The following is a 23343-nucleotide window of genomic DNA, read 5'->3' as shown; positions in this document are numbered from 1 at the left end:
TCACGTTGGGTGTGCGGGGGGTCACCCGGCGGGCAGAACAGCCGTGCGAAGCCCAGGGGTGACGGAGGGGGTGACGGGTGACTGCGGTGACCGACGGCGCGGCTGACCTGCCGGACGACCTGACCGCGGCCGAGGCGGGCATGTGGCAGGCCTTCCGCAACGGCAGCGTGTACGACCTGAGCAGCGGGGACACGGCCGTGGACGATCCGCACGGCGGCCATCCGTGGGGCGGGTCGCGGACCGTGCGGGCCCGGATCGTCGCCTGGCTGCTGCTGGACGGGCCGCCCGCGCTGGCCGGCCGGGTGGCCTCGATGAAGCTGGCCGGCGTGCAGATCAGCGGCTCGCTGGATCTCGCGGGCGGCACGGTGGTGCCCTATGTGGAGATGAAGCGCTGCCGGTTCGAGCGGGACGTGCTGCTGCCGGAGGCGCGGTTCACGACCATGCGGCTGGTGGACTGCTCGGTGCCGCGCCTGGAGGCGGCGCGGGTGCACACCGAGGGCGATCTGCACCTGCCGCGCTGCCGCTTCCACAACGGCGTGCGGCTCACCGACGCGCACATCGGCACGGACCTGCTGCTGAACCAGGCGATCGTCTACCGGGACCGCACCGGCCGCTCGATCGCCGCCGACGGCCTGACGGTCGGCCAGGACCTCCAGGCCGAACTCCTCGAGTCGCACGGCGAGCTGAGCCTGCGCAGCGCCAAGATCGGCGTGTCGCTGAGTCTGCGCGGGGCGCGGCTGACCAACCCGTACACGCGGCTCGCGCTGAACGCGCCCCAGCTGACCGTGGAGCGCTCGTTGTACCTCACCCCGGCCGGCGTCGGCGGCCACGCGGTGAGCGGTGTCACCCCGGCCCGGGGGACGCGCATCCAGCGTTTCGAGTGCCGGGGCGGGTTACGCCTGGACGACGGCCGTTTCGGGGACGCGGTGGACCTGGAGCGGGCCCGGTTCGTCCTCACGGACGAGCAGGAGCTGTCGCTGCGCCGGGTGCAGACGCCGGAGCTGCGCTTCCTGGGCGAGCAGCCGCTGCGCGGCAAGGTGGTCCTGTCCGGCGCCCGGGTGATCAACCTGGTGGACCGGGCGAGCGCCTGGCCGGGTCCGGGCGCGCTGCACATGGGCGGCTTCGCCTACGAGAACCTGGTGCCGCAGGGGCCGTTCCCGCTGGCCGAGCGGTTGCGCTGGGTGGCCGCGGCGACCGCCGAGTACGCCCCGGAGCCGTACGAGCGGCTGGCGGCCGTGCTGCGGACCGGCGGGGAGGACGAGGACGCGCGCGAGGTCCTGCTGGCCAAGCAGCGCCGTCGCCGCGAGACCCTGCCGCCGGCCGCGAAGCTCTGGGGCTACGCGCAGGACTGGACGGTCGCCTACGGGTACCGGCCGGGCCGGGCCGCGGTGTGGATGGCCGTGCTGTGGGCGGCGAGCTCACTGGCCTTCGCGTACGCCGCGCACCCGCCCGTCGACCGGCAGGGGCACCCGCCCTGGAACCCGGCACTGTTCGCCCTCGATCTGCTGCTGCCGGTCATCGACCTGGGGCAGGTCGGCCAGTGGCAGCTGAGCGGCGGCTGGCAGTGGCTGTCGACGGCGCTGGTCCTGCTCGGCTGGATCCTGGCGACGGCCGTGGCGGCGGGGGCGACGAGGCTGCTGCGCCGCGGCTGACGGGCGCGCTCCGGCAAAGCTGTCGTCCCATCGCCCTTTACCATCCCTTGACCTGCGGGCATACAACTTTCCTGAGGTTGCGCGAACCCTCTGGCGCAATCTGAAGCCGCGGCTTTTCAATGGTCGGCACCATGGCTCTGCTGCCCCCGTTCATCCGTGCCTCCCGGAGCTCCCGCCCGGCACGGAACGCCGCCCCCCACAGCGCCGCCGGGCTCCCCGCCGACGACGAGGTGCTCCTCGACGTGCCCGACGACCGGCTCGGCCCCGCGCTGGTCGCCGCCGCCCTCGGCGCCTACGCGCCCGCCGCCGAACTGCTGGCCCGCACCCGGGAACGGGCCGAGTGGGAGTACCGCGACCGGTACGCGACCCGGCTCGCGGCCTTCGCCCGTTCCCGCCCAGAGTGGTTCGAGGACTGGCGCGCCGCCGCCCCGCGCGACCCCGACGTCCTGCTCGTCGCCGCCCAGCTGGCCGTGGCCAGGGCCTGGCGGTCGCCGGCCCGGGCCGAACTGCTGCGCGAGGTGAGCCCGCTGATCACCGCCGCCGCGCAGAGCGACGTCCGCGATCCGGTGCCCTGGCGGATAGCCCTGGACCACGCCCGCGGCTCACAGGCCGGGCACAAGTACTTCGGCGAGCTGTGGGCGGCCGCGGTGCGCCGCGCCCCGCACCACTACGGCTGCCATGTCGCCGCCAAGCGCTATCTCGCCGAGTCCTGGCACGGCTCCCACCGCGAGTGCTTCGACTTCGCCGACCGCGCGGCACAGGACGCACCGGCCGGCTCCCTCGTCCAGGCGCTGCCGGCCCGCGCGGCCTTCGCCTATCTCACCGACGGCTGCGGCCCCGAGGTGCCGCGCGAGCGGCTGGACGCGGCCGCCGACCGCGCCGTCGCGCTCTCCGCGCGCTTCCCGGCCGCCGACCCGTGGCCCGCCGAGATCCGCAACGTGCTGACGTACGTCCTGGTCCGCCTGGACCGCCGCGACGACGCCCTCGCCCAGCTGCGGCTGATCGGCCCGTACGCCACCTCCTTCCCCTGGGGGCGGCTGTCGGACGACCCGCTCGGCCACTTCCTGGCCGTGCGCGAGGAGGTCCGCTCGGGACCGTCCGAACGCCCCCCGTGGCAGCCGGGTGACGGGCACGGCGGACGAGCCCGGCCGCTGGACCATTAGGCTTCTGCGTCGTGACCACCGTCCGTCTGCCGCTCTTCCCGCTGAACTCGGTGTTGTTCCCGGGACTCGTGCTCCCGCTCAACGTCTTCGAGGAGCGCTATCGCGCCATGATGCGCGATCTTCTGAAGACCCCCGAGGACGAATCGCGCCGGTTCGCCGTCGTGGCCATCCGTGACGGCTGCGAGGTGGCGCCCAGCGCCCGGGGGCTCCCCGACCGGACGGCGGTGGCCGAGCGCGGCCCGGCGGCCGGCTTCGGCGACGATCCCGCCAGGACGTTCCACGGCGTGGGCTGCGTGGCCGACGCGGCGACGATCCGGGAGCGCGCCGACGGCACCTTCGAGGTGCTGGCGACCGGCACGACCCGCGTCAAGCTGCTGTCGGTGGACGCGTCGGGCCCCTTCCTGACGGCGGAACTCGAAGAGCTGCCGGAGGAACCGGGCGACGAGGCGGGCGCCCTCGCCGAAGGCGTACTGCGCGCCTTCCGCCAGTACCAGAAGCGGCTGGCGGGGGCCCGCGAGCGCTCGCTGGCCACCGGCGCGGACCTGCCGGACGACCCCTCGGTGGTGTCGTACCTGGTGGCGGCGGCGATGATGCTGGACGTCCCGAGCAAGCAGCGCCTGCTGCAGGCCCCCGACACGGCCTCACGCCTGCGGGACGAGCTGACCGTGCTGCGCGCCGAGACGGCGATCATCCGCAGCCTGCCCTCACTGCCCGCGGCGGACCTGACCCGCGCCCCGACCAGTCTCAACTGAAGGCCCCATGGCGAAGAAGCCGAAGAAGCAGCAGCAGTCCGGCGGCACGCCCGCGACGGTGGCCCTGACGGCGGCGGGCGTGGACCACACGGTCCACGCCTACGTCCACGACCCGAGCCATCCGTCGTACGGCGAGGAGGCGGCCGAGGCGATGGGCGTCTCCCCCGACCGCGTCTTCAAGACCCTGGTCGCGGACGTGGACGGAGCCCTCACCGTGGCGGTGGTTCCCGTCGCGGGCTCCCTCGACCTGAAGGCCCTGGCCTCGGCGGTGGGCGGCAAGCGGGCGGCGATGGCCGACCCGGGGCTGGCCGAACGCACCACCGGCTACGTCCGTGGCGGCATCTCCCCGCTCGGCCAGCGCAGGAAACTCCGCACGGTCCTGGACGCCTCGGCGACGGCGCACGCCACCATCTGCGTCTCGGCGGGCCGCAGAGGCCTGGAGGTCGAGCTCTCCCCCGAGGACCTGACCACCCAGACCGACGCCCTGCTGGCCCCGATCGCCCGCCCCTGACCGGTCGCCCCCGGCCACCCGGCCCGCCCGCCTCTCGCCCGCCGGCCACCCGGCCCGCCCGCCTCTCGAGCCCGCCCGGCCATACAGCCCGTCCGGCGTTTGAGGACGAGGCCGTCCAGGCCGATCGGGGGTCCAGGGGGCAGAGCCCCCTGGCGGGGCGAGCACAGGGGCAGCACCCCTGAGGACGGGACAGGAAGGGGCTGCGGGGGCGAAAACCGCCCCCGCAGCACCCCGCAACGGCACCGCCCCTACGCCGTAGGCGCCCCGTACCCGTCCTTCGAGGCCCCCCCGTACGGCGGGAACGGCTCGGGATCGCGAGGCCCGAACAACGCCGTGAGCCCCAGATGCACCAGCATCGCGGCCAGCGACCACGCCAGCAGCGCCCCCTTCGCCCCGAGCTTCAACGGCGCCGAGAACGTGACGCCCTTGCCGGCGGCCTGCGCGTGCGCGATCACATCCGAGTCGGGCCCGAGCCACACCCCCAGCCGCCAGGCCAGCAACGAGCCGAGAAGGCCGCCCAGACCGAGCGCCACCACCAGGGGCACTCCCCCGCGCCGCCGCCACACGAAGACCGCCGCCGCGGTCACGGCGCCGCAGGCCAGGGCCAGCAGGGTGAACGTGCCGTCCACCCCGATCGCCTGCTCACCCTCGGTGTCCTTGAAGTAGACGACCCAGCTGCCGTCCGACACCTCGCCGACCAGCGGCACCTTCGGCGCCAGCCACACCCACAGCAGCCCCAGCAGCACCCCGGTGAGGGCGACCCCGGCGGTGATCACGGCGGCTTCCCGCAGTTCGGTCTTCATCCCGGGCCCGTCCTGTCCGTGCGCGCCGTCATGGGGCGCGGTGGCCACCCCCGCGTACCCTCCGGGCGACGGCGGCCAGGCCTCGTGCGGAGACGGTTCGTGCGGCGGCGGAGGCGGAGTCAGCGGTGCGGTCACACCGACATCGTGCCAGGCGTGCCCGTGCGGCGCGTCACCGGACGGCGGCCCGGCGGTACGCCCAGGTCGCGACGGCGAGCGAGACGACGCCCACGGCCGCGCACACGGCGAGGTCGCCGAGCACGAACGCCCAGTCGGGGTGCGGCCCGAAGGTCCGCGCGACTGCCTCCACCCCGTAGGTGGAGGGCAGCAGGTCCCGGGCGAAGCGCACCGCCTCCGGCATCCGGTCCGGCGGCAGCACGCCCAGCAGCAGCGCCGCCGACATGCCCAGCTGGCCCAGCACGGTGGCCAGCTCCGGCCGCGGCGCCAGCAGCCCGAAGGCCGCGCCGAGTCCGGACAGCGCGGCGCCCGCCAGGGGGATGACGGCCGCGAGCACCCACAGGTGGGTCAGCGGCAGCCCGAACAGCACACAGCCGAAGACCGCGGTCACCAGCGTCCCCGGCACGGTGAACGAGGCGTACGCCCCGGCCGCGCCCAGCACGACGGCGGCCGGCGGCACGGGCAGGGTCGCGTAGTGGTCCAGCCCCCCGCTCGCCCGTAGCTGCCCGAAGTACTGCGCGAGCAGGTTCAGCGCGACGAAGGCCACGACGAGCACCGCGGAGCCCGCCACCACGGCCTCCGCCTCGTGTCCGCCGTCCACCACGCCGCGCATCATGATCAGGATGCCGACCGACTGGAAGGTCGCCACGAACAGCAGCGGGATGCGCGCCACCCGCGCCCGGGACAGCTGCGCCCGGTACACGGCCACGAGCGACGGCCACAGCCGGGCGCGCGGCGCGAGTTCGGCGGCCGCGGCGCGCGGCGTCCCGGTGACGGCCCGGGCGCCGCCCGGCAGAACCTCGGCGGGTACGACACTCACGTGACGCTGCTCCTCTTCCCTACGGCTCTCATACCGTCCCATACGGGCCCGTCGGCTCGCCCGCTCACCCCGGCGTCCCTCGCGCTCGGCGTCCGCCGCGCGCCCGCCGTCCACGCCGCGCTCACGCCCGCACCAGACCCTGCCGTGCCGCCCCGCCGAGCGCCAGGTAGACGTCCTCCAGGCTCGGCGTGGCAAGGGTGAAGTCGTCCAGCGCGGCGAAGGCGGCCCCGCCGGTGACGGTGGCGACGACCGCGCGGGCCTCGTCGGGGGCCAGCCGCAGAGTCCAGCGGCGACCCGACTCCAGGGCCCGCTCGCGCAGCGCGGCGACCTCGGGCACGTCCAGCGGTGCCCGCTCCCGCCACACCAGCTCGACCCGCACCTCGTCGGCGACCTGCTCCTTGAGCCCGGCGGGGGTGTCGCAGGCGATGACCCGGCCCTGGTCGAGGACGGCGACCCGGTCGAGCACGGTCTCCGCCTCGATGACGTTGTGGGTGACGAGCAGCACGGTCGTGCCGCGTTCGGCCCGCCGACGGTCCACGGCGGCCCACACCGCCCGCCGTGCCACCGGGTCCATGCCGGTGGTCGGCTCGTCCAGCACCAGCAGCGGCCGCTCCCCCACCAGGACGGCGGCGAAGCAGGCCAGCCGGCGCTGGCCGCCGGACAGTTTGCGCAGCGGGCGTCCGGCGAGCGGGGTGAGGCCCAGTTCGTCGAGGACGGCGTCCCGCTCCCGGCGTGCCGTGTGCACGTCGAGGCCGCGCAGCCGCGCGGTGGTCTCGGCGGCGAGGGAGACGGTGAGGTCGTCGAGGGCGGTGGACTCCTGGCCGAGGTAGGCGAGGATGCGGGCGGCCCGCTCGGGGTGGCGCACGATGTCGTGCCCGAGGATCTCCACGCTGCCCGCGTCGGGACGCATCAGCCCGGTCATCTGCCGGACGAGGGTGGTCTTGCCGGCGCCGTTGGGTCCGAGCAGACCGAAGATCTCACCGCGCCGGATGTCCAGCCGTACGTCGTCGGTGGCCCGGACCTCGGGTGTCGCGGGAGTGCCGCGCCGGCCGCGGACCGCCGGATAGGTCTTGGTCAGACCGCGCACGGCACACACGACCTCGTTCCCGTGCCGGAGGGGCGGTGCCGCGCGCGTACTCACAAGGGACGAGAGTACGGGGTCGCGGGCCGCCGTTCACGGTCGGGGCGTCGGGGGCGGCCCGCTCAGTCCGCCGCCGGAGCGTGCCCGGCGGCCGTGCGCACGTCGATCTCGCGCCAGAAACCCGCCCGGATGGCGTACCGGTCGTGCTCGTCGATCTGGTCGTCCTTGTGGGCGAGCAGTCCGAAGCGGGCCGCGTACCTCAGCAGCTCGCCGTCGATGCGGTGCGGGATGCGCGGATACATGCCCGACAGCTTCTGCAGATGGCTCTGGTCGCCGAGGCGCGCCATCCACCGGCGGGCGAACACCTGTCCCACCTCGTAGGGGTCGCCGCTGACGGTGGTGATGTCCTCCTCGCGGTCGGCCCACCGCTGTTCGGCCGTGGTGACCTGCGCGAGCGTCGGCATGGAGGCGACCTCGGCGGGCTCGGGGGCGGCCCCGGGGCGGTCCACCCAGCCCTTGTCGGAGGACCAGCGCAGGGTCGCGGTGGCCGGATGCTGGACGGCGGGCGCCCCGGACGTCCCGGACGCCCGTAGAGCGGCCAGGTCCTTGGGCGTGGGGACGCCCTTGGGGGCCGGCACGCGGTCCCGCGCGCCGGTGTCGGAGCCGGCGGTCACCGAGGGGTGCTCGGCCTCCTCGGGGGGCCGCTCCACCGTGGGGGCGAGCCCGGAGTCGGGCAGTGGAGCGGAGAGGATCGCGGCGATCTCGGGGCGGGGCGCGGGCGGCGGCGCGCAGACCCCGCCGAGCTCTTTCGCGCGAACCGCCTTCGTGATCCAGATGCGGTCCAGGACGCGCCGCTCGTCGGCCTCGGCGACCAGGTCCTCGGACTGGTTGTAGTCGCCGTCGGCGGCCTGGACGGCCCAGAGGTGGACGGCGACGCCGTGCTCCTTGGCGGCCATCATCCCCGGCAGCAGGTCGCCGTCGCCGGTGACGAGCACGACGTCGGAGCAGGCGCGGTTGCGGGCCAGCTCGGTCAGCTCGGCGTGCATGGCGGCGTCGACGCCCTTTTGGGCCCACCGTCCGTCGCTGCGGGTGAGGGCGCCCAGCCGGACCGTCACCCGGGGCATCACGCGCAGTCTGCGGTGCTCCGGCTGGGGGACGCGGTCCGGGGCGCCGTCGAACCAGTAGATGCGCAGCAGCGGGCGCTCGGTCTCGGACTCGGCCTGTTCGCGCAGGCCCTGGACGAGCGCGGAGTGGTCGACGGTGATACGGGATCGCGAGGGCTCCCCGGCGAGGAGACTCGCGGCCGCCCCCAGCAGATACCCGGCGTCCACCAGGACGATGCAGCGGTCCACACGACTCACCCTCTTTCCGGGAGGCTTGCTTCGGGCTTCCTTCGAGTCTGCCCGACCGCGCGGAGGTTAACGGCCGGAACTCGATCTTCGGCGTGGCGTTTGGCGGCGGCGCACTCCGACAACCCCTGTCACGGACGGTAATTATCCGAAATGCGTTGTAAGTCAGCCTATGTGAATCTGATCCCGGCCCTGGCCCCGAGATCACCCACAGGAGGCAGATCACCATGGCCAAGAACAAGAAGCAGGATCGTAAGCAGCCGCAGTCCGAGCGTGGTCCGCGGGCCGCACAGCCGGCCTCGATGGAGTCGCAGACCGAGCAGCGCATCGCCCAGGCGACGCCTGCCGACATCGCCCACAAGGGCCGGCAGAAACGCTTCGGCCACAACTGACGTCCGCACGGCGGGCCGTCGAGGCCCGGGCATGCACGAGGGGCGCATCCGGTGCCGGATGCGCCCCTCGTCGCGCTCGTGTCCCCGAGTGGTCAGCCCGCCAGGCAGGACGGGCCGAGCAGGACCTTCAGATCGCCGAAGAGAGCGGGGTCGGGCTTGACCCGGTGCCGGTCCAGACGCAGGACGGTGGTCTTCGTCGGGCCCTGGAGCCTGATGCGGACCTCGCTGTCGCCCTTGTGGTGGGTGAGGATCTCCCCGAGGCGGTTGATCATCGGCGGGGTGACCCGGGTCGCCGGGATGGTGAGGATCACCGGCGCGTTGGTGCCCGCGTTCGACAGGTCGGGGACCTGGAGCTCCATCGCGACCAGCCGGGGCACGTCCTCGCGCTTGTCGAGGCGGCCCTTGACGAAGACGACGGCGTCCTCGACCAGTTGGGTGGAGACGAGCTGATAGGTCGCCGGGAAGAACATGCACTCGATGGAGCCCGCGAGGTCCTCGACGGTGGCGATCGCCCAGGCGTTGCCCTGCTTGGTCATCTTGCGCTGCAGACCGGAGATGATGCCGCCGATGGTCACCACCGCGCCGTCCGCGTGCTCGCCCCCGGTGAGCTGGGCGATCCCCGCGTCCGCCTTGTCGGACAGCACGTGCTCCAGGCCGAACAGCGGGTGGTCGGAGACGTACAGACCGAGCATCTCCCGCTCCTGGGCGAGCAGATAGGTCTTGTCCCACTCGTCCTCGGTGAAGACGACGTCCAGGCCGAAGCCCGGTTCGCTGGTCTCCTCCTCGCCCATGCCGCCGAAGAGGTCGAACTGTCCCTCGGCCTCCTTGCGCTTGACCGCGACCACGTTGTCGATCATCGGCTCGAAGTGGGCGGTGAGGCCCTTGCGGGTGTGTCCGAGGGTGTCGAACGCGCCGGCCTTGATCAGTGACTCCGTGGTGCGCTTGTTGCAGGCGACGGCCTCGACCTTGTCGAGGTAGTCGGGGAAGGAGCCGTACTTGCCCTTGGCCTTGCGGCTGCGGATGATCGACTCCACCACGTTCGTGCCGACGTTGCGTACGGCCTCGAGGCCGAAGAGGATCACGTCGTCGCCCTGCGCGGCGAAGTTGTGCACCGACTCGTTGACGTTCGGCGGGAGCACCTTGATGCCCATGCGCCGGCACTCGTTGAGGTAGACGGCCGACTTGTCCTTGTCGTCCTTGACCGAGGTGAGCAGCCCGGCCATGTACTCGGCGGGGTGGTTCGCCTTCAGGTAGGCGGTCCAGTACGAGACCAGGCCGTACGCGGCGGAGTGCGCCTTGTTGAAGGCGTAGCCGGCGAAGGGGACCAGCACGTCCCACAGGGCCTTGATCGCCTCGTCGCTGTAGCCCTTCTTCTTCGCGCCCTCCTGGAAGAGGACGAAGTTCTTCGCCAGCTCGTCGGGCTTCTTCTTGCCCATCACGCGGCGCAGGATGTCGGCCTCGCCGAGCGAGTACCCGGCGATGATCTGGGCGGCCTTCTGCACCTGCTCCTGGTAGACGATCAGGCCGTAGGTGACGGCCAGGACCTCTTCGAGGGGCTCCTCCAGCTCCGGGTGGATCGGCGTGATCTCCTGGAGCTTGTTCTTGCGCAGCGCGTAGTTGGTGTGCGAGTCCATGCCCATCGGGCCCGGACGGTAGAGCGCGGAGACGGCGGAGATGTCCTCGAAGTTGTCGGGCTTCATCAGGCGCAGCAGCGAGCGCATGGGGCCGCCGTCGAACTGGAAGACGCCGAGGGTCTCACCGCGCTGGAGGAGTTCGAAGGTCTTCGGGTCGTCGAGCGGCAGGGCCAGCAGGTCGAGGTCGACGCCCTTGTTGGACTTCACCATCTTGACGGCGTCGTCCATGATCGTCAGGTTGCGCAGGCCGAGGAAGTCCATCTTCAGCAGGCCGAGCGACTCGCACTGCGGGTAGTCCCACTGGGTGATGGTCACGCCGTCCGTGTGCCGCACCCAGATCGGGGCGTGGTCGACGATGGGCTCACTGGACATGATCACGCCGGCCGCGTGCACGCCCATCTGCCGGACCAGGCCCTCGACGCCCTTGGCGGTGTCGATGACCTTCTTGACGTCCGGCTCGTTCTCGTACATCGCGCGGATCTCGCCCGCCTCGCTGTAGCGCGGGTGCGAGGGGTCGGTGATGCCGTTGAGGTCGATGCCCTTGCCCAGGACGTCGGCGGGCATGGCCTTGGTGAGGCGGTCGCCCATCGCGTACGGGTAGCCCAGCACGCGCGCGGAGTCCTTGATCGCGTTCTTGGCCTTGATCTTGCCGTAGGTGCCGATCATGGCGACCTTGTCGGATCCGTACTTCTCCGTGACGTACCGGATCACCTCGACGCGCCGGCGCTCGTCGAAGTCGATGTCGACGTCGGGCATGGAGATGCGCTCGGGGTTGAGGAAGCGCTCGAAGATCAGGCCGTGCGGGATGGGGTCGAGGTCGGTGATGCCCATGGCGTAGGCGACGATCGAGCCGGCCGCGGAACCACGGCCGGGGCCCACCGCGATGCCCTGGTTCTTCGCCCACATGATGAAGTCGGCGACGACGAGGAAGTACCCCGGGAACCCCATCTTGATGATGACGTCCATCTCGTACTCGACCTGCTTCTGCCGGTCGTCGGGGACGCCGCCCGGGAAACGGCGGTCCATGCCGCGGCGGACCTCCTCCTTGAACCAGGTGATCTCCGTGTAGCCGTCGGGGATGTCGAACTTCGGCATCAGGTTCTTCTCGACGAACATGCCGGTGGTGTCGATCTGCTCGGCCACCAGGAGGGTGTTGGCACAGCCCTCCTGCCAGGCGTCCGAGGAGTCGATGGCGTACATCTCCTCCGTGGACTTCAGGTAGTAGCCGGTCCCGTCGAAGCGGAAGCGGTCCGGGTCGGAGAGGTTCTTGCCGGTCTGGATGCACAGCAGCGCGTCGTGCGCGGTCGCCTCGTGCGCGTAGGTGTAGTGCGAGTCGTTGGTGACCAGCGGCGGGATGCCGAGCTTCTTGCCGATCTCCAGCAGGCCGTCGCGGACCCGGTGCTCGATGTCGATGCCGTGGTCCATCAGCTCCAGGAAGTACCGGTCCTTGCCGAAGATGTCCTGGTACTCGGCGGCGGACTTCAGGGCCTCGTCGAACTGGCCGAGGCGCAGCCGGGTCTGCAGCTCGCCGGAGGGGCAGCCGGTGGAGGCGATCAGTCCCTCGGACCACTGGGAGATGGTCTCCTTGTCCATCCGGGGCCACTTCTGGAGCCAGCCCTCGGCGTACGCGTCCGAGGAGAGCTTGAAGAGGTTGTGCAGACCCGTCGCGTCGGCCGCCCAGATCGTCTTGTGGGTGTAGCCGCCGGAACCGGAGACGTCGTCGCGCTTCTGGTGCGGCTGACCCCACTGGATCTTGCGCTTGTTGCGCCGCGACTCGGGGGCGACGTACGCCTCGATCCCGATGATCGGGGTCACGCCGGCCTTCTTCGCGGTGTGGAAGAAGTCGTACGCCCCGTGGAGGTTGCCGTGGTCGGACATGGCGATGTGGGTCATGCCCATCTCGTTGCACGCGTCGAACATGTCCTTGAGCCGCGCGGCACCGTCCAGCAGCGAGTACTGGGTGTGGACGTGCAGGTGCGTGAACGGCGGCTTTGACACGGCTGCGGCCTCCAGGGGAAACACGGATCGACTGGCGTCCCACCGGTTGCGGGCGGTCGGGGGGACAGCGTCGAAGTCTATGCCCGTCCACTGACACACCGACCGCCGCGGCGCGTACCTTCACCGGAGGGAAACGGGCACTCCCGCGTACCTTCGTCCGTTGGAGACGGCAGAGACGCCGTCGTACACGTCATGCACCAGGAGGCACCCAGCGATGTCGGTTCCGCAGCTCGACGACGAGCACCGCGGCGAGCAGATCCTCGCCGTCTTCGACACCGCGTTCGGCGAGCTCCTGGCCGCCGACCCGGCCGCGTTCCGCGTGAAGTTCCGGAAGATGGCGGCCTCGGCGTTCGCGTTCTACCGGGGCACGGCCGGCCTCTTCTACCACGACCTGGACGCGGAGAAGCGGGGCGGCCCGTTCCTGGACGAGCGCACCTCGCGCGTGTGGATCCACGGCGACCTGCACGCGGAGAACTTCGGCACGTACATGGACGCCAACGGCCGGCTGATCTTCAACGTCAACGACTTCGACGAGGCCTACGTCGGCCCCTTCACGTGGGACCTCAAGCGCCTCGCCGCCTCCCTCGCCCTCATCGGGTACGCGAAGGCGCTCGGCGACGACCAGATCACGGAGCTGGTGGAGGTCTACGCGGGCGCGTACCGCGAGCGCATCCACGCGCTGGCCACCGGCGCGAAGAGCGACGAGGTGCCGCCCTTCACGCTGGACACCGCCCAGGGCCCCCTGCTGGACGCCCTGCGCGACGCCCGCTCGCTGACCCGCTTCGGACTGCTGGACTCGATGACGGAGATCCGTGACTTCGAGCGCCGCTTCGCGCCCGGCGGCGGCTCCATCGAACTGGACGCCGCCACCCGCTACAAGGTGCTCGCCGCCTTCGACGGCTACCTGGAGACGCTGCCGGAGACGTCACTGGCCCGCCCGGACTCCTACCGGGTCAAGGACGTCGTCGGCCGCCGCGGCATCGGCATCGGCTCGGCCGGTCTGCCGTCGTACAACATCCTCCTGGAGGGCCACAGCGACGCCCTGGAGAACGACGTCGTGATCTACATCAAACAGGCGCAGACCCCGGCCGTCTCCCGGCACATCACCGACCCGGCGATCCGCGGCTACTTCCGGCACGAGGGCCACCGCACGGTGATCTCCCAGCGCGCCCTCCAGCAGCACGCGGACCCGTGGCTGGGCTGGACCGAGCTCGGGGGCGCCGGCCAGCTGGTCGCCGAGGTCTCGCCGTACGCCGTCGACCTGGACTGGGGCGACATCGACGACCCGGAGGAGATCGCGGGCGTCGTCGCCGACCTCGGCCGGGCCACCGCCACCATGCACGCGGCGGCGGACGACACCTCCGGCGAGTCCCTGGTCCCCTTCTCCACCGAGCGGGCCATCGACGCGGCGATCGCGGCCGACGAGGAGGGCTTCGCACCCCTCCTGGTCGACTTCGCGCACGGCTACGGCGCACGCGCGCGTGCCGACCACCAGATCTTCGTCGACCTGTTCCGCAACGGCCGGATTCCGGGTCTGTGACAGTAGGCCTTCTCACAGGGACTCTTTAGGGGTCTCCTACCGCGGTACGTGACACACTCTCCTGCGCTATGGACATATCCGGGACCCGCCTCAGAGCCGTACGCGCGGCGCTCTTCACGGCCTTCGTCGTGACGCTCAGCGCCGCGTCGCACGTGCTGCTGTCGCAGGCCCCGCTGCCGCTCAACACGGTGGCCGCCGTCGCGGCCGCCGTGTTCGCCCTCGCCTACGCCCTCGCCGGCCGCGAGTGCGGCTTCGGGCGGATCGCCGCCCTGCTGATCCCGCTGGAACTGGCGGCCGACACCGTCTTCACCACCGGCCAGCACGTCTGTTACGGCCGGGCCGGCGGTCCGGTCGCCGGCCCGCTGGCCTCGATCGGCTGGGACGTGCTGTGCGGCGACGGCACCCGCGTCGGCTCCCCACTGGCACAGGTCGCGGGGGGTCCCGACCCCACGGGGCTGAGCGGACACCTCGCCCAGGTGCACCCTGCCGCCGCCTGGCTGCTGCTCGCCACGCACATCTGTGTCGGCCTGGCCGCCGCCGCCTGGCTGCGTCGGGGCGAGCGGGCCCTTCTCCAGCTGCTGCGGGCGGCCACCGCGACCACCTTCCGGCCCCTGCTGATCGCGGTGGCCGCCGTGAACGTACGACGCGCCCCGGCGGCCCGCCGCCTGCCGCGGCCCGCGCGCCGCGCGGCCACCGTCCGCGACCGGCTCCTCGTGCACTCCCTGGGACGTCGTGGACCGCCGCGCTCGCCCGCCACGGTCTGAACAGACCACACGTCCGCACGGACACCCGTCTGCATGGACACGTCCGCATGGACACGTCCGCACAGCCCGGGCACGCCGAGCACCACCTCCAGTACCACAGTCCCCACACGAACTTGCGCGTACGACGTGTGCGCGTCCCTTTTGGAGATCACCATGAGCAAGCGGAACAGCGCGGCGGCGAAGACGGCGGCCCGTGAGCGGCTGCGCATCGAGCGCGAGCGCGAGGCCAAGCGCGCCAAGACCAAGCGCCAGATCATCGTCGCCCTGTCGGTCGTCGGCCTACTGGCCGCGGCCGGCGGCATAGGCTACGCCGTCGTCCAGGCCAACAAGCCCAGCTACTGGGAAGAGGCGAAGGACGCCAAGGTCGTCGCCCCCGCCAACACCTCGGGCGCCAACGGCACGACGGTCATGCTCGGCAAGAGCACGGCCAAGAAGGTCCTCAAGATGTACGAGGACCCCCGCTGCCCGATCTGCGCGCAGTTCGAGCAGACGGTCGGGCCGACGGTCGAGAAGGACCTCGACGCGGGCAAGTTCAAGATCCAGTACATCGGCGCCTCCTTCCTGGACGGCGACCGGCTCAGCGACGGCACGATCGGTTCGCGCGGCGAGGGCTCCAAGAACGCGCTGAGCGCCATGGGCGCCGCGCTGAACGTGAGCACGGACGCGTTCATCGAGTACAAGACCGCGCTCTACTCGGCGAAGTGGCACCCGGACGAGGCGGAGGACAAGTTCAAGAGTGACAGCTACCTCATCGAGGTGGCCGACACGGTTCCCGCGCTGAAGGGCAACACGAAGTTCCAGAGCGCGGTCAAGAACGGTACCTACGACGCCTGGGCGCTCGCGATGTCGAAGGCCTTCGACACCAACAAGGACGACGTCAACGGCACCCCCTCGCTGGTCATGGACGGCAAGAAGCTCACCGCCCCCAACAGTCAGAACGCCCCCATGTCGGTCGCCGACTACAACACGGCGATCACGGCGGCCCTCAAGGGCTGATCCCGCACCACGTCCCACCCCGCCGGGACCGCAGAGCAGGCGGTTCCGCCTGATCCGCGGAAGGCCCCGCCTCGCGTCGCCGCCGAGGGGCCCGGTTGCTGACGTGCGGACGAAGAGCGGGCGAACTTCTTTCCGGTTCGCCCGCTCTCGGTCGTACTCGTCAGTAATCTGATTGCCCGTGACCAGTCGATACAGATCCTCCACGAGCGCCGACGTTCCGTCAGAGCGCCCCGACTCCCTTTCCCCGCGCCGCCGTACGGTCGTCAGGGCCGCGGCGGCGACCGTCGTTCTGGCCGGACCGCTCACCGCCGCGCTCCCGGCCCGCGCTGCCGCGGGGACCCCGGCGTTCCTGCACGGCCTCGCCTCCGGCGACCCGCTGCCCGACGGCATCCTGCTGTGGACCCGGGTGACGCCTGCCGCCGAGTCGACACCGGGCTCCGGACTCGGCCCGGACACCGAGGTGAGCTGGGTCGTCGCCACGGACAGGGCACTGACGAACGTCGTCAACAAGGGCTCGACCACCGCCACCGCGGCCTCCGACCACACCGTCAAGGCCGACATCCGCGGCCTTCAGCCGGCCACCGACTACTACTTCCGCTTCTCGGCGGGCGGCGTCGAGACCCCGGTGGCGCGTACCCGCACCGCGCCGGCGGCGGACGCCGCCGTGACGGGTCTGCGCTTCGGCGTGGTCTCCTGCGCCAACTGGGAGGCCGGCTACTTCTCCTCGTACCGCCACCTCGCGGCCCGCGGCGACCTGGACGCCTGGCTGCATCTCGGCGACTACATCTACGAGTACGGCACCGGCCAGTACGGGGCGCGTGGTGCCGTCGTACGGCAGACCTCGCCCACCCACGAGATCCTCACGCTCGCCGACTACCGCACCCGGCACGGCAAGTACAAGACCGACCCCGACCTTCAGGCACTGCACGTGAAGGCCCCCGTCATCGCCATATGGGACGACCACGAGTTCGCCAACGACACCTGGTCCGGCGGCGCCGAGAACCACACCGAGGGCGCGGAGGGCGCCTGGACGGCCCGTCAGGCGGCCGCGAAGCAGGCGTACTTCGAGTGGATGCCGGTCCGACCCGCGATCGCCGGCACCACCTACCGCCGGCTGCGGTTCGGCAAGCTCGCCGACCTCTCCCTGCTGGACCTGCGTTCCTTCCGTTCCCAGCAGGTCAAGGTGGGCAACGGCACGGTCGACGACCCGGAGCGCACGATCACCGGGCGCGCCCAGCTGGACTGGCTCAAGGCCGGGTTGAAGGGGTCGGACACCACCTGGCGGCTGGTCGGCAACTCGGTGATGATCTCCCCGTTCGTCATCGGCTCGCTCTCCGCCGACCTGTTCAAGCCGCTCGCCAAGCTGCTCGGCCTGCCGCAGGAGGGCCTCGGTCTCAACACCGACCAGTGGGACGGCTACACCGACGACCGCCGCGAACTCCTCGCCCACCTGCGCGCGAACGCCATCCGCAACACCGTGTTCCTGACCGGTGACATCCACATGGCGTGGGCCAACGACGTGCCGGTGGACGCCGGGACGTACCCGCTGTCCGCCTCGGCCGCCACCGAGTTCGTCGTCACCTCGGTCACCTCCGACAACCTCGACGACATCGTGAAGGTTCCCGAGGGCACGCTCACCGCGATCGCCTCGCCCGTCATCCGGGCGGCGAACCGGCATGTGCACTTCGTCGACACCGACCGGCACGGCTACGGCGTCCTGGACATCACCGCCGAGCGCGCGCAGATGGACTACTACGTCCTGTCCGACCGCACGAAGGCCGACGCCACCTCGAGCTGGGCCCGTTCGTACCGGACGCGCTCCGGCACGCAGAAGGTCGAGCGCACCTACGACCCCGTCTGAGGTCGGTGAATCCCCGGCAGGGGCCGGGAGGATCCTGCCGGCGTCGCATCCGTTTGCCGCCCGAGGAGTGCTTCCCGGGCCGACACTCGGCGCTCCCCGATGCCGGCGCCCGCCGGTGAACGAGAGGGAACACGGGGCCCGGGCACGCCGGCGGGCGGCCCGGCCCCTGCGCGCGACCCGCCGCTGCCGGCCTCTACACCGTCTCGAGGAACCCGAGCGCCACGCGCCAGGTGGCCTCGGCCGCCTCCTCGTCGTAGTCGGGCAGCCCGGGGTCGGTGTACAGGTGCCCGGCGCCCGCGTACCGGTAGACCTCCACGTCGGCGCCGGCCCGGCCCATCTGCAGGTACCAGGCGCTCAGCCAGTCGTCGGTCTCGAACGGGTCCGGCTCCGCGACGTGCAGCTGCACCGGCAGGCCGTCCACCGAGACGTTCGGCGCGAGGTCCGAGGTGCCGTGCAGCAGGAGCAGGCCGCGCGCCTTGTCGTCGCCGAGGGCGAGGGTCTGGGCGATCGACGCGCCCAGCGAGAACCCGGCGTACACCAGCCCGCGCTCCGAGTAGGGCGCGGCGGCCAGCACGGCTCTCCTCAGCAGCTCGTCCTTGCCGATCTCCTCGTTGTACGCCATGCCCTCCTCGACGGTGTCGAACGTGCGCCCCCCGAAGAGGTCGGGCGTCCAGACCTCGTGCCCGGCGGCACGCAGCCGGTCCGCCGCGGCGCGCACCGCCGGCCGCGGACCGTACGTCGAGTGAAAGAGCATGATGTTCATGCGCCCATGGTGCCAGCCCGCACCGACGGCCCCAGGCGTGCGCCTCTTCACACAAGTCACAGGTTCAGGACCCCGCCGACTCGGTTACGTTCGAAGGCATGGAGAACCTGCTCCGCCCCGTGATCGTGGTGGGCGGCTCGGTGGTGCTGACCGTGCTCATCGGCTGGGCCACCGACCGCCTGCTGTCCAAAGCCGACCGACGGCACCCGGAGACCCCGATGTGGGGTCTGCTGCGCCGTGGCCGCATCCCTTATCAGCTGGTGCTGTGCGCGGCGATGCTCAGAGGGTCGTACGACGAGGCGCAACTGCTGGACGACCACAAGGTGGGCATCGGCCGGTCCCTCACCCTGGTGCTGATCGGTTCGGCGGCCTGGCTGGTGATCCGCATCGCGGGGGCGGTCGTCGAGACGTCGTACTCGCGCTATGCGCGTATGCACCGCGACGCGGCCCGGGTCCGGCGGGTGCGGACCCAGGTGTCGCTGATCATGCGGGTGGTCTCGGCGGTCGTCGGCGTGGTCGCCGCGGCCTCGATGCTGCTGACGTTCCCCGCCATGCGCGCGGCTGGCGCGTCACTGCTGGCCTCGGCCGGGATCCTCGGCATCGTCGCCGGTGTCGCCGCCCAGTCGACGCTGAGCAACATGTTCGCCGGCCTGCAGATCGCCTTCGGCGACATGGTGCGCATCGGCGACACCGTCGTGGTGGACGGCGAATGGGGCACCGTCGAGGAGATCACCCTGACCTTCCTGACCGTGCGGACCTGGGACGAGCGCCGGATCACGATGCCCGTGTCCTACTTCACCTCGAAGCCCTTCGAGAACTGGTCGCGCGGCACCCCGCAGATGACGGGCATCGTGTACTGGCACGTCGACCACGCGGCACCGGTGGAGGCGATGCGCGAGAAGCTGCGCGACATCCTGCGCGAGTGCCCGGCCTGGGACGGCCGCGCCTGCGGTCTCGACGTCACCGACACCACGCCCAACACCATGCAGGTGAGGGCTCTGGTGACGGCCAAGGACGCCGACGACATCTGGACGGTGCGCGTCGCCGTCCGCGAGCAGATGATCCGCTGGCTGTCGAAGGAGCACCCGTACGCGCTTCCCCGGGTCAACACGGCGGACGCCGCGCTCCCGCCGGGGCGTCTCCCGAACCAGTCCGCCTCGCCCGACGGAGCGGCCCGCCGCGTCCACGAGACCCGCTGACGAACCCGCTGACCGACGGCTCCCGGGTTCCCGGGAACGGGCGGCTCCCGGGTTCCCGGGAACCCGCACCGTGACGAGGCGGGCCCCGCCCCCTCCTGTCCGAGGCAGGGCGGGGCCCGCCTCACTCACTTGAGGCTGCGCACGTCCAGGTGCCGCAGCACACGGTCCACGATCTCCGGGTCGGCGCCCGGCTCACTGCGTGCCGCGACCACCTCGTGCCGTGCCGCGCTCAGCATCTCCCCCTGGATCCGCCGCACCCGCTTCAGCCTGCGCACCCGGTGGTCGTGCCCCTCCCGCCGCTCGTCCTCGCCCATGTCCGGACTGATCCGCAGTCCGATGTCGAAGGCCCGCCGCAGCATCTGCTCGGACAGTTCCTCCGACAGGTCCTCCTCGGCCTCGATCTCCCGCAGCCGCTGCTTCGCCGCCCTGGCCGCGCGCACCGCCAGTTCCTTCTCGAACTCCTTCTCCCGGTCGGTGTCCGCCTGGACGTCGAGCCGCTTCACCAGCCAGGGCAGGGTCAGCCCCTGGAGGACCAGCGTCGCCATGATCACGCCGAACGCGATGAAGACGATCTCGTCCCGGTCGGGAAAGGGCCCGCCGTCGTCGGTCTTCAGCGGGACGGCCAGCGCCAGCGCCACCGAGGCCACCCCGCGCATGCCCGACCACCACATGACGAGGGTCTCCCGCCAGTTCGTCGGAATGTCCTCGAGGTGGTCCTTCCTGGCGTGCAGCCGCTGCGTCAGCCACGTCGCCGGCAGCAGCCACAGCAGCCGTACGACGACGACCACCGCCACGATCACCGCCGCCCACCCCAGCATCTCCCCCCACCGTCCGGACGCCGTGCGGATCGCGTTGTGCAGTTCCAGACCGATCAGCCCGAACGCGACGCCCGTGACCAGCGTGTCGATGATGTCCCAGAAGGTGTGGCCGGCCAGCCGGGTCAGCACGTCGTCGGGGTCGGTGGCGTACTCGGCGAGGAACAGCGCGGTGGTCAGCACCGCCAGCACCCCGGACCCGTGGAACTCCTCCGCCAGGACGTAGGAGGCGTACGGCACCAGGAGCGTCAGCCCGATCTGCAGCGTCGTGTCCCCGAGGACGTCCAGCAGCCGGTTCGCGCCCCAGCCGAGCGCGACGCCCACCGCCACCGCGACCACCGCGGACAGCACGAGGTCGAGTCCCGCCCGCCACGGGGAGAACGTCCCGCTCACGGCCGCGGCGATCGCGACGTGGTACAGCACGATGGCCGTGACGTCGTTGAACAGCCCCTCGCCCTCCAGGATGGAGACCAGCCGGCGGGGCAGCCCGAGCTGTCCGGCCACGGCGGTGGCCGCCACCGGGTCGGGCGGTGCGACCAGCGCCCCCAGCGCCACCGCGGCGGCGACCGGGAGCCCGGGCACGATCGAGTGGGCCACGGCGGCCACACAGACCGTGGTGACGAACACCAGGGCCACGGCGAGCAGGAAGATCGGCCGCACGTTCGCCGCGAACTGCCGCCACGAGGTCCGCCGTACCGCCGCGTACAGCAGCGGCGGCAGGAGGAGGGGGAGGATCAGATCCGGCGGGATCTCCACGTTCGGCACGAAGTCGAGCACCGCGAGGATGATCCCCAGCAGCGTCATCAGCACCGGCGCGGGCAGTCCGAATCGGTCGCCGACCGGGACGCTCACCACGGCCCCGAGCAGCAGGACGAACAACAGGGCCAACTGGTCCACGGTCAGCGCTCCGGGTCTAGACGATCAGTGCATCCAGGCCTTCAGCGTCGCACGCCCGCCGTGCGCTACAGCGGACGCCGCATGGACCGGTGCGCGATGCCCGCCTCCAGGTCCGTCGGCCCGTAGGCCGTGTACCCCAGCCGTTCGTAGAAACCCAGCGCCTGCGTCTGTGCGTGCAGGTCGACGGCCGTGAGCCCGCGCGCGCGTGCCGCCTCCTCGACGGCCCGCACCAGTGCGACCCCGACGCCCAGCCCGCGCGCCTCGCGCGTCACGGCGAGCCGTCCGAGCGAGCCCACCGAGGGGTCGCCTCCCGTCCTGGCCGCGGCCGCCTCGCCGTACAGCAGCCGCCCGGTACCGAGCGTGGCCCCGTCCTCCCGGACCGCGAGCAGGTGCACGGCGCCCGCGTCGTGCTCGTCGTACTCCAGGTCCTCGGGGACGCCCTGCTCGCCGACGAAGACCTCCTTGCGCACCGCGAAGCACGCCTCCCGGTCGGCGAGGTCCTCGGCGACGCGCACCGTGTACGCGGGCGTGCCGGTCATCCGTAGGTCTCCTCGCGGACCTGGTCCAGGGCCTTCTGCAGGTCCTCGGGGTAGTCGCTGGCGAACTCCGCCCACTGCCCGTCGCCGGGGTGTTCGAAGCCCAGCCGCACGGCGTGCAGCCACTGCCGGGTCAGGTGCAGCCGCTTGGAGAGCGTCGGGTCGGCCCCGTACGTCAGGTCTCCGACACAGGGGTGACGGTGGGCGGCCATGTGCACGCGGATCTGGTGCGTGCGGCCCGTCTCCAGCTTCACGTCGAGCAGGGAGGCCGCGCGGAAGGCCTCGATCAGGTCGTAGTGCGTGACGGAGGGCTTGCCCTCGGCGGTGACCGCCCACTTGTAGTCGTGCTGGGGGTGACGGCCGATGGGCGCGTCGATCGTGCCGCTGGTCGGGTCGGGGTGGCCCTGGACGAGCGTGTGGTAACGCTTGTCGACCGTGCGCTCCTTGAACTGGCGCTTGAGCGAGGTGTAGGCGCGCTCGGACTTGGCGACCACCATCAGTCCGGAGGTGCCGACGTCGAGCCGGTGCACGATGCCCTGGCGCTCGGCGGCGCCCGAGGTGGAGATGCGGTAGCCGGCCGCGGCCAGCCCGCCGATGACGGTGGGACCGCTCCAGCCGGGCGACGGGTGCGCGGCCACGCCGACGGGCTTGACGATCACGACCACGTCGTCGTCGTCGTGCACGATCTCCATGCCCTCGACCGGCTCGGCGACGATCTGCACGGGCGCCGGGGCCTGCGGCATCTCGACCTCGAGCCAGGCCCCGCCGCTGACCCGCTCGGACTTGCCGACCACCGAGCCGTCGACCGTGACCTTCCCCGCCGCGGCCAGCTCGGCGGCCTTCGTACGGGAGAAGCCGAACATGCGGGAGATGGCGGCGTCGACGCGCTCGCCCTCCAGGCCGTCCGGCACGGGCAGGGTACGGATCTCGGGAATCGTGCTCACCCGTCGAGTATGCAGGACGGCCACGACACCGCCGTACGGGCCTGTGGACAACCGGCGGCCCGCCCGGTCCCCGTTCAGTCCTTGTGGACGGTCCCGTCCGGGTCGAGTCCCTTGAAGGACAGCAGGACGATCAGGATGCCGCCGCACACGATCGCCGAGTCGGCGAGGTTGAAGACCGCGAAGTGCTTCGGTGCGATGAAGTCCACGACCGCGCCCTCGAAGACGCCGGGCGACCGGAAGATCCGGTCGGTGAGGTTGCCCAGCGCACCGCCCAGCAGCAGACCGAGCGCGATCGCCCAGGGCAGGCTGTACAGCTTGCGCGCGAGCCGGGCGATCACCACGATCACCGCCGTGGCGATCACCGTGAAGATGACGGTGAAGGCCTCGCCGAAGCCGAAGGCCGCGCCCGCGTTGCGGATGGCCTCGAACCGCAGCCAGTCCCCGACGACGTCGATCGGCGCGTGGTGCTCCAGCTTGGCGACCACGATCATCTTGCTGACCAGGTCGAGTGCGTACGCGAACGCGGCGACGGCGAAGAGCACGGCGATGCGGCGCTTGCCCCTGGGCCGCGCCCCGGCGTTCTCCTGCTCGCCCGGGCCGGACGACTGCTCCGGCTCGGACCCCGCCTCCGGGGTGTCCGGCGTACCGATGACGCGCTCCGCCTCTGCCACGTGAGTCCCTCAACCTAGGTGCCTGACT

At 71.8% G+C, this 23343-nt stretch carries 20 protein-coding genes; 10 read left to right on the top strand and 10 right to left on the bottom strand.

The features are described 5' to 3' along the window. Positions 1 to 86 precede the first annotated feature (86 nt). The 4 genes from C6376_RS18810 to ybaK all read left to right on the top strand — a co-directional run bounded on the left by C6376_RS18810 (position 87) and on the right by ybaK (position 4078). Positions 87 to 1652, top strand: a complete 1566-nt coding sequence (locus tag C6376_RS18810; protein WP_107444487.1) for an oxidoreductase — start codon at positions 87 to 89, stop codon at positions 1650 to 1652. 119 nt (positions 1653 to 1771) lie between these two features. Next, positions 1772 to 2815 carry a hypothetical protein gene (locus C6376_RS18805; protein ID WP_107444486.1) on the top strand — a complete coding sequence of 348 codons (1044 nt, stop codon included), beginning with the start codon at positions 1772 to 1774 and terminating at the stop codon, positions 2813 to 2815. Positions 2816 to 2826: 11 nt separating this feature from the next. After that, a complete protein-coding gene (locus C6376_RS18800; RefSeq protein ID WP_107444485.1) occupies positions 2827 to 3567 on the top strand; it encodes an LON peptidase substrate-binding domain-containing protein in 741 nt (246 codons plus the stop codon). Positions 3568 to 3574: 7 nt separating this feature from the next. Next, a complete protein-coding gene (gene ybaK, locus C6376_RS18795; protein WP_107444484.1) occupies positions 3575 to 4078 on the top strand; it encodes a Cys-tRNA(Pro) deacylase in 504 nt (167 codons plus the stop codon). Positions 4079 to 4326: 248 nt separating this feature from the next. Here the strand turns inward: ybaK and C6376_RS18790 are convergent, their stop codons facing one another. The 4 genes from C6376_RS18790 to C6376_RS18775 all read right to left on the bottom strand — a co-directional run bounded on the left by C6376_RS18790 (position 4327) and on the right by C6376_RS18775 (position 8308). Then, the gene (locus tag C6376_RS18790) at positions 4327 to 5016 is read right to left on the bottom strand and encodes a DUF2567 domain-containing protein (RefSeq protein ID WP_107444483.1); all 690 of its coding nucleotides are present in this window, start codon (positions 5014 to 5016) and stop codon (positions 4327 to 4329) included. A gap of 34 nt (positions 5017 to 5050) precedes the next feature. Beyond that, on the bottom strand, positions 5051 to 5917 hold the full coding sequence (locus C6376_RS18785; RefSeq protein WP_107444482.1) for an ABC transporter permease: 867 nt from the start codon (positions 5915 to 5917) through the stop codon (positions 5051 to 5053). Positions 5918 to 5996: 79 nt separating this feature from the next. Further along, positions 5997 to 6971 (bottom strand): ABC transporter ATP-binding protein, encoded by a 975-nt coding sequence (locus tag C6376_RS18780; RefSeq protein ID WP_107444481.1) that lies wholly within the window; start codon positions 6969 to 6971, stop codon positions 5997 to 5999. A 107-nt stretch (positions 6972 to 7078) separates the two neighbouring features. Continuing rightward, positions 7079 to 8308 (bottom strand): NYN domain-containing protein, encoded by a 1230-nt coding sequence (locus tag C6376_RS18775; protein WP_107444480.1) that lies wholly within the window; start codon positions 8306 to 8308, stop codon positions 7079 to 7081. Positions 8309 to 8532: 224 nt separating this feature from the next. On the opposite strand from C6376_RS18775, the gene C6376_RS44465 reads away from it, so the two are divergent. Beyond that, positions 8533 to 8697, top strand: a complete 165-nt coding sequence (locus tag C6376_RS44465; protein ID WP_173985676.1) for a hypothetical protein — start codon at positions 8533 to 8535, stop codon at positions 8695 to 8697. Positions 8698 to 8789: 92 nt separating this feature from the next. Here C6376_RS44465 and dnaE read toward each other — a convergent pair whose 3' ends face one another. Beyond that, a complete protein-coding gene (gene dnaE, locus C6376_RS18770; protein ID WP_107444479.1) occupies positions 8790 to 12329 on the bottom strand; it encodes a DNA polymerase III subunit alpha in 3540 nt (1179 codons plus the stop codon). A 214-nt stretch (positions 12330 to 12543) separates the two neighbouring features. On the opposite strand from dnaE, the gene C6376_RS18765 reads away from it, so the two are divergent. The 4 genes from C6376_RS18765 (at position 12544) to C6376_RS18750 (ending at position 17490) form a co-directional block, all read left to right on the top strand. After that, positions 12544 to 13869, top strand: coding sequence for a DUF2252 domain-containing protein (locus C6376_RS18765; RefSeq protein ID WP_107444478.1), 1326 nt, complete (start codon positions 12544 to 12546; stop codon positions 13867 to 13869). A 68-nt stretch (positions 13870 to 13937) separates the two neighbouring features. Further along, entirely contained in the window at positions 13938 to 14633 is a 696-nt protein-coding gene (locus C6376_RS18760) for a hypothetical protein (protein WP_107444477.1), read from the top strand. A 153-nt stretch (positions 14634 to 14786) separates the two neighbouring features. Continuing rightward, positions 14787 to 15629, top strand: a complete 843-nt coding sequence (locus C6376_RS18755; protein ID WP_107449049.1) for a thioredoxin domain-containing protein — start codon at positions 14787 to 14789, stop codon at positions 15627 to 15629. 178 nt (positions 15630 to 15807) lie between these two features. Continuing rightward, positions 15808 to 17490, top strand: coding sequence for an alkaline phosphatase (locus C6376_RS18750; protein WP_107444476.1), 1683 nt, complete (start codon positions 15808 to 15810; stop codon positions 17488 to 17490). A 193-nt stretch (positions 17491 to 17683) separates the two neighbouring features. Here C6376_RS18750 and C6376_RS18745 read toward each other — a convergent pair whose 3' ends face one another. Beyond that, positions 17684 to 18253 carry a dienelactone hydrolase family protein gene (locus C6376_RS18745; RefSeq protein ID WP_107444475.1) on the bottom strand — a complete coding sequence of 190 codons (570 nt, stop codon included), beginning with the start codon at positions 18251 to 18253 and terminating at the stop codon, positions 17684 to 17686. Positions 18254 to 18351: 98 nt separating this feature from the next. Here C6376_RS18745 and C6376_RS18740 point away from each other — a divergent pair, with 98 nt between their 5' ends. Continuing rightward, positions 18352 to 19452: a mechanosensitive ion channel family protein gene (locus tag C6376_RS18740; RefSeq protein WP_107444474.1), complete on the top strand. Its 1101-nt coding sequence runs from the start codon at positions 18352 to 18354 to the stop codon at positions 19450 to 19452. Between the two features lie 125 nt (positions 19453 to 19577). On the opposite strand, the gene C6376_RS18735 is transcribed toward C6376_RS18740, so the two are convergent. The 4 genes from C6376_RS18735 to lspA all read right to left on the bottom strand — a co-directional run bounded on the left by C6376_RS18735 (position 19578) and on the right by lspA (position 23315). Then, a complete protein-coding gene (locus tag C6376_RS18735; RefSeq protein ID WP_107444473.1) occupies positions 19578 to 21164 on the bottom strand; it encodes a Na+/H+ antiporter in 1587 nt (528 codons plus the stop codon). Between the two features lie 65 nt (positions 21165 to 21229). Beyond that, positions 21230 to 21703: a GNAT family N-acetyltransferase gene (locus tag C6376_RS18730; protein ID WP_107444472.1), complete on the bottom strand. Its 474-nt coding sequence runs from the start codon at positions 21701 to 21703 to the stop codon at positions 21230 to 21232. Further along, positions 21700 to 22644, bottom strand: a complete 945-nt coding sequence (locus C6376_RS18725) for an RluA family pseudouridine synthase (RefSeq protein ID WP_107444471.1) — start codon at positions 22642 to 22644, stop codon at positions 21700 to 21702. Before C6376_RS18725 ends, C6376_RS18730 begins: the two co-directional genes overlap by 4 nt. 74 nt (positions 22645 to 22718) lie before the next feature. Further along, positions 22719 to 23315, bottom strand: coding sequence for a signal peptidase II (gene lspA, locus C6376_RS18720; protein ID WP_107444470.1), 597 nt, complete (start codon positions 23313 to 23315; stop codon positions 22719 to 22721). Positions 23316 to 23343 lie beyond the last annotated feature (28 nt).

This window comes from Streptomyces sp. P3 (assembly GCF_003032475.1).
Classification (GTDB): Bacteria; Actinomycetota; Actinomycetes; order Streptomycetales; family Streptomycetaceae; genus Streptomyces.
Note: the sequence above shows the minus strand (reverse complement) of the source record. Positions and strands in the feature narration are given on the sequence as shown.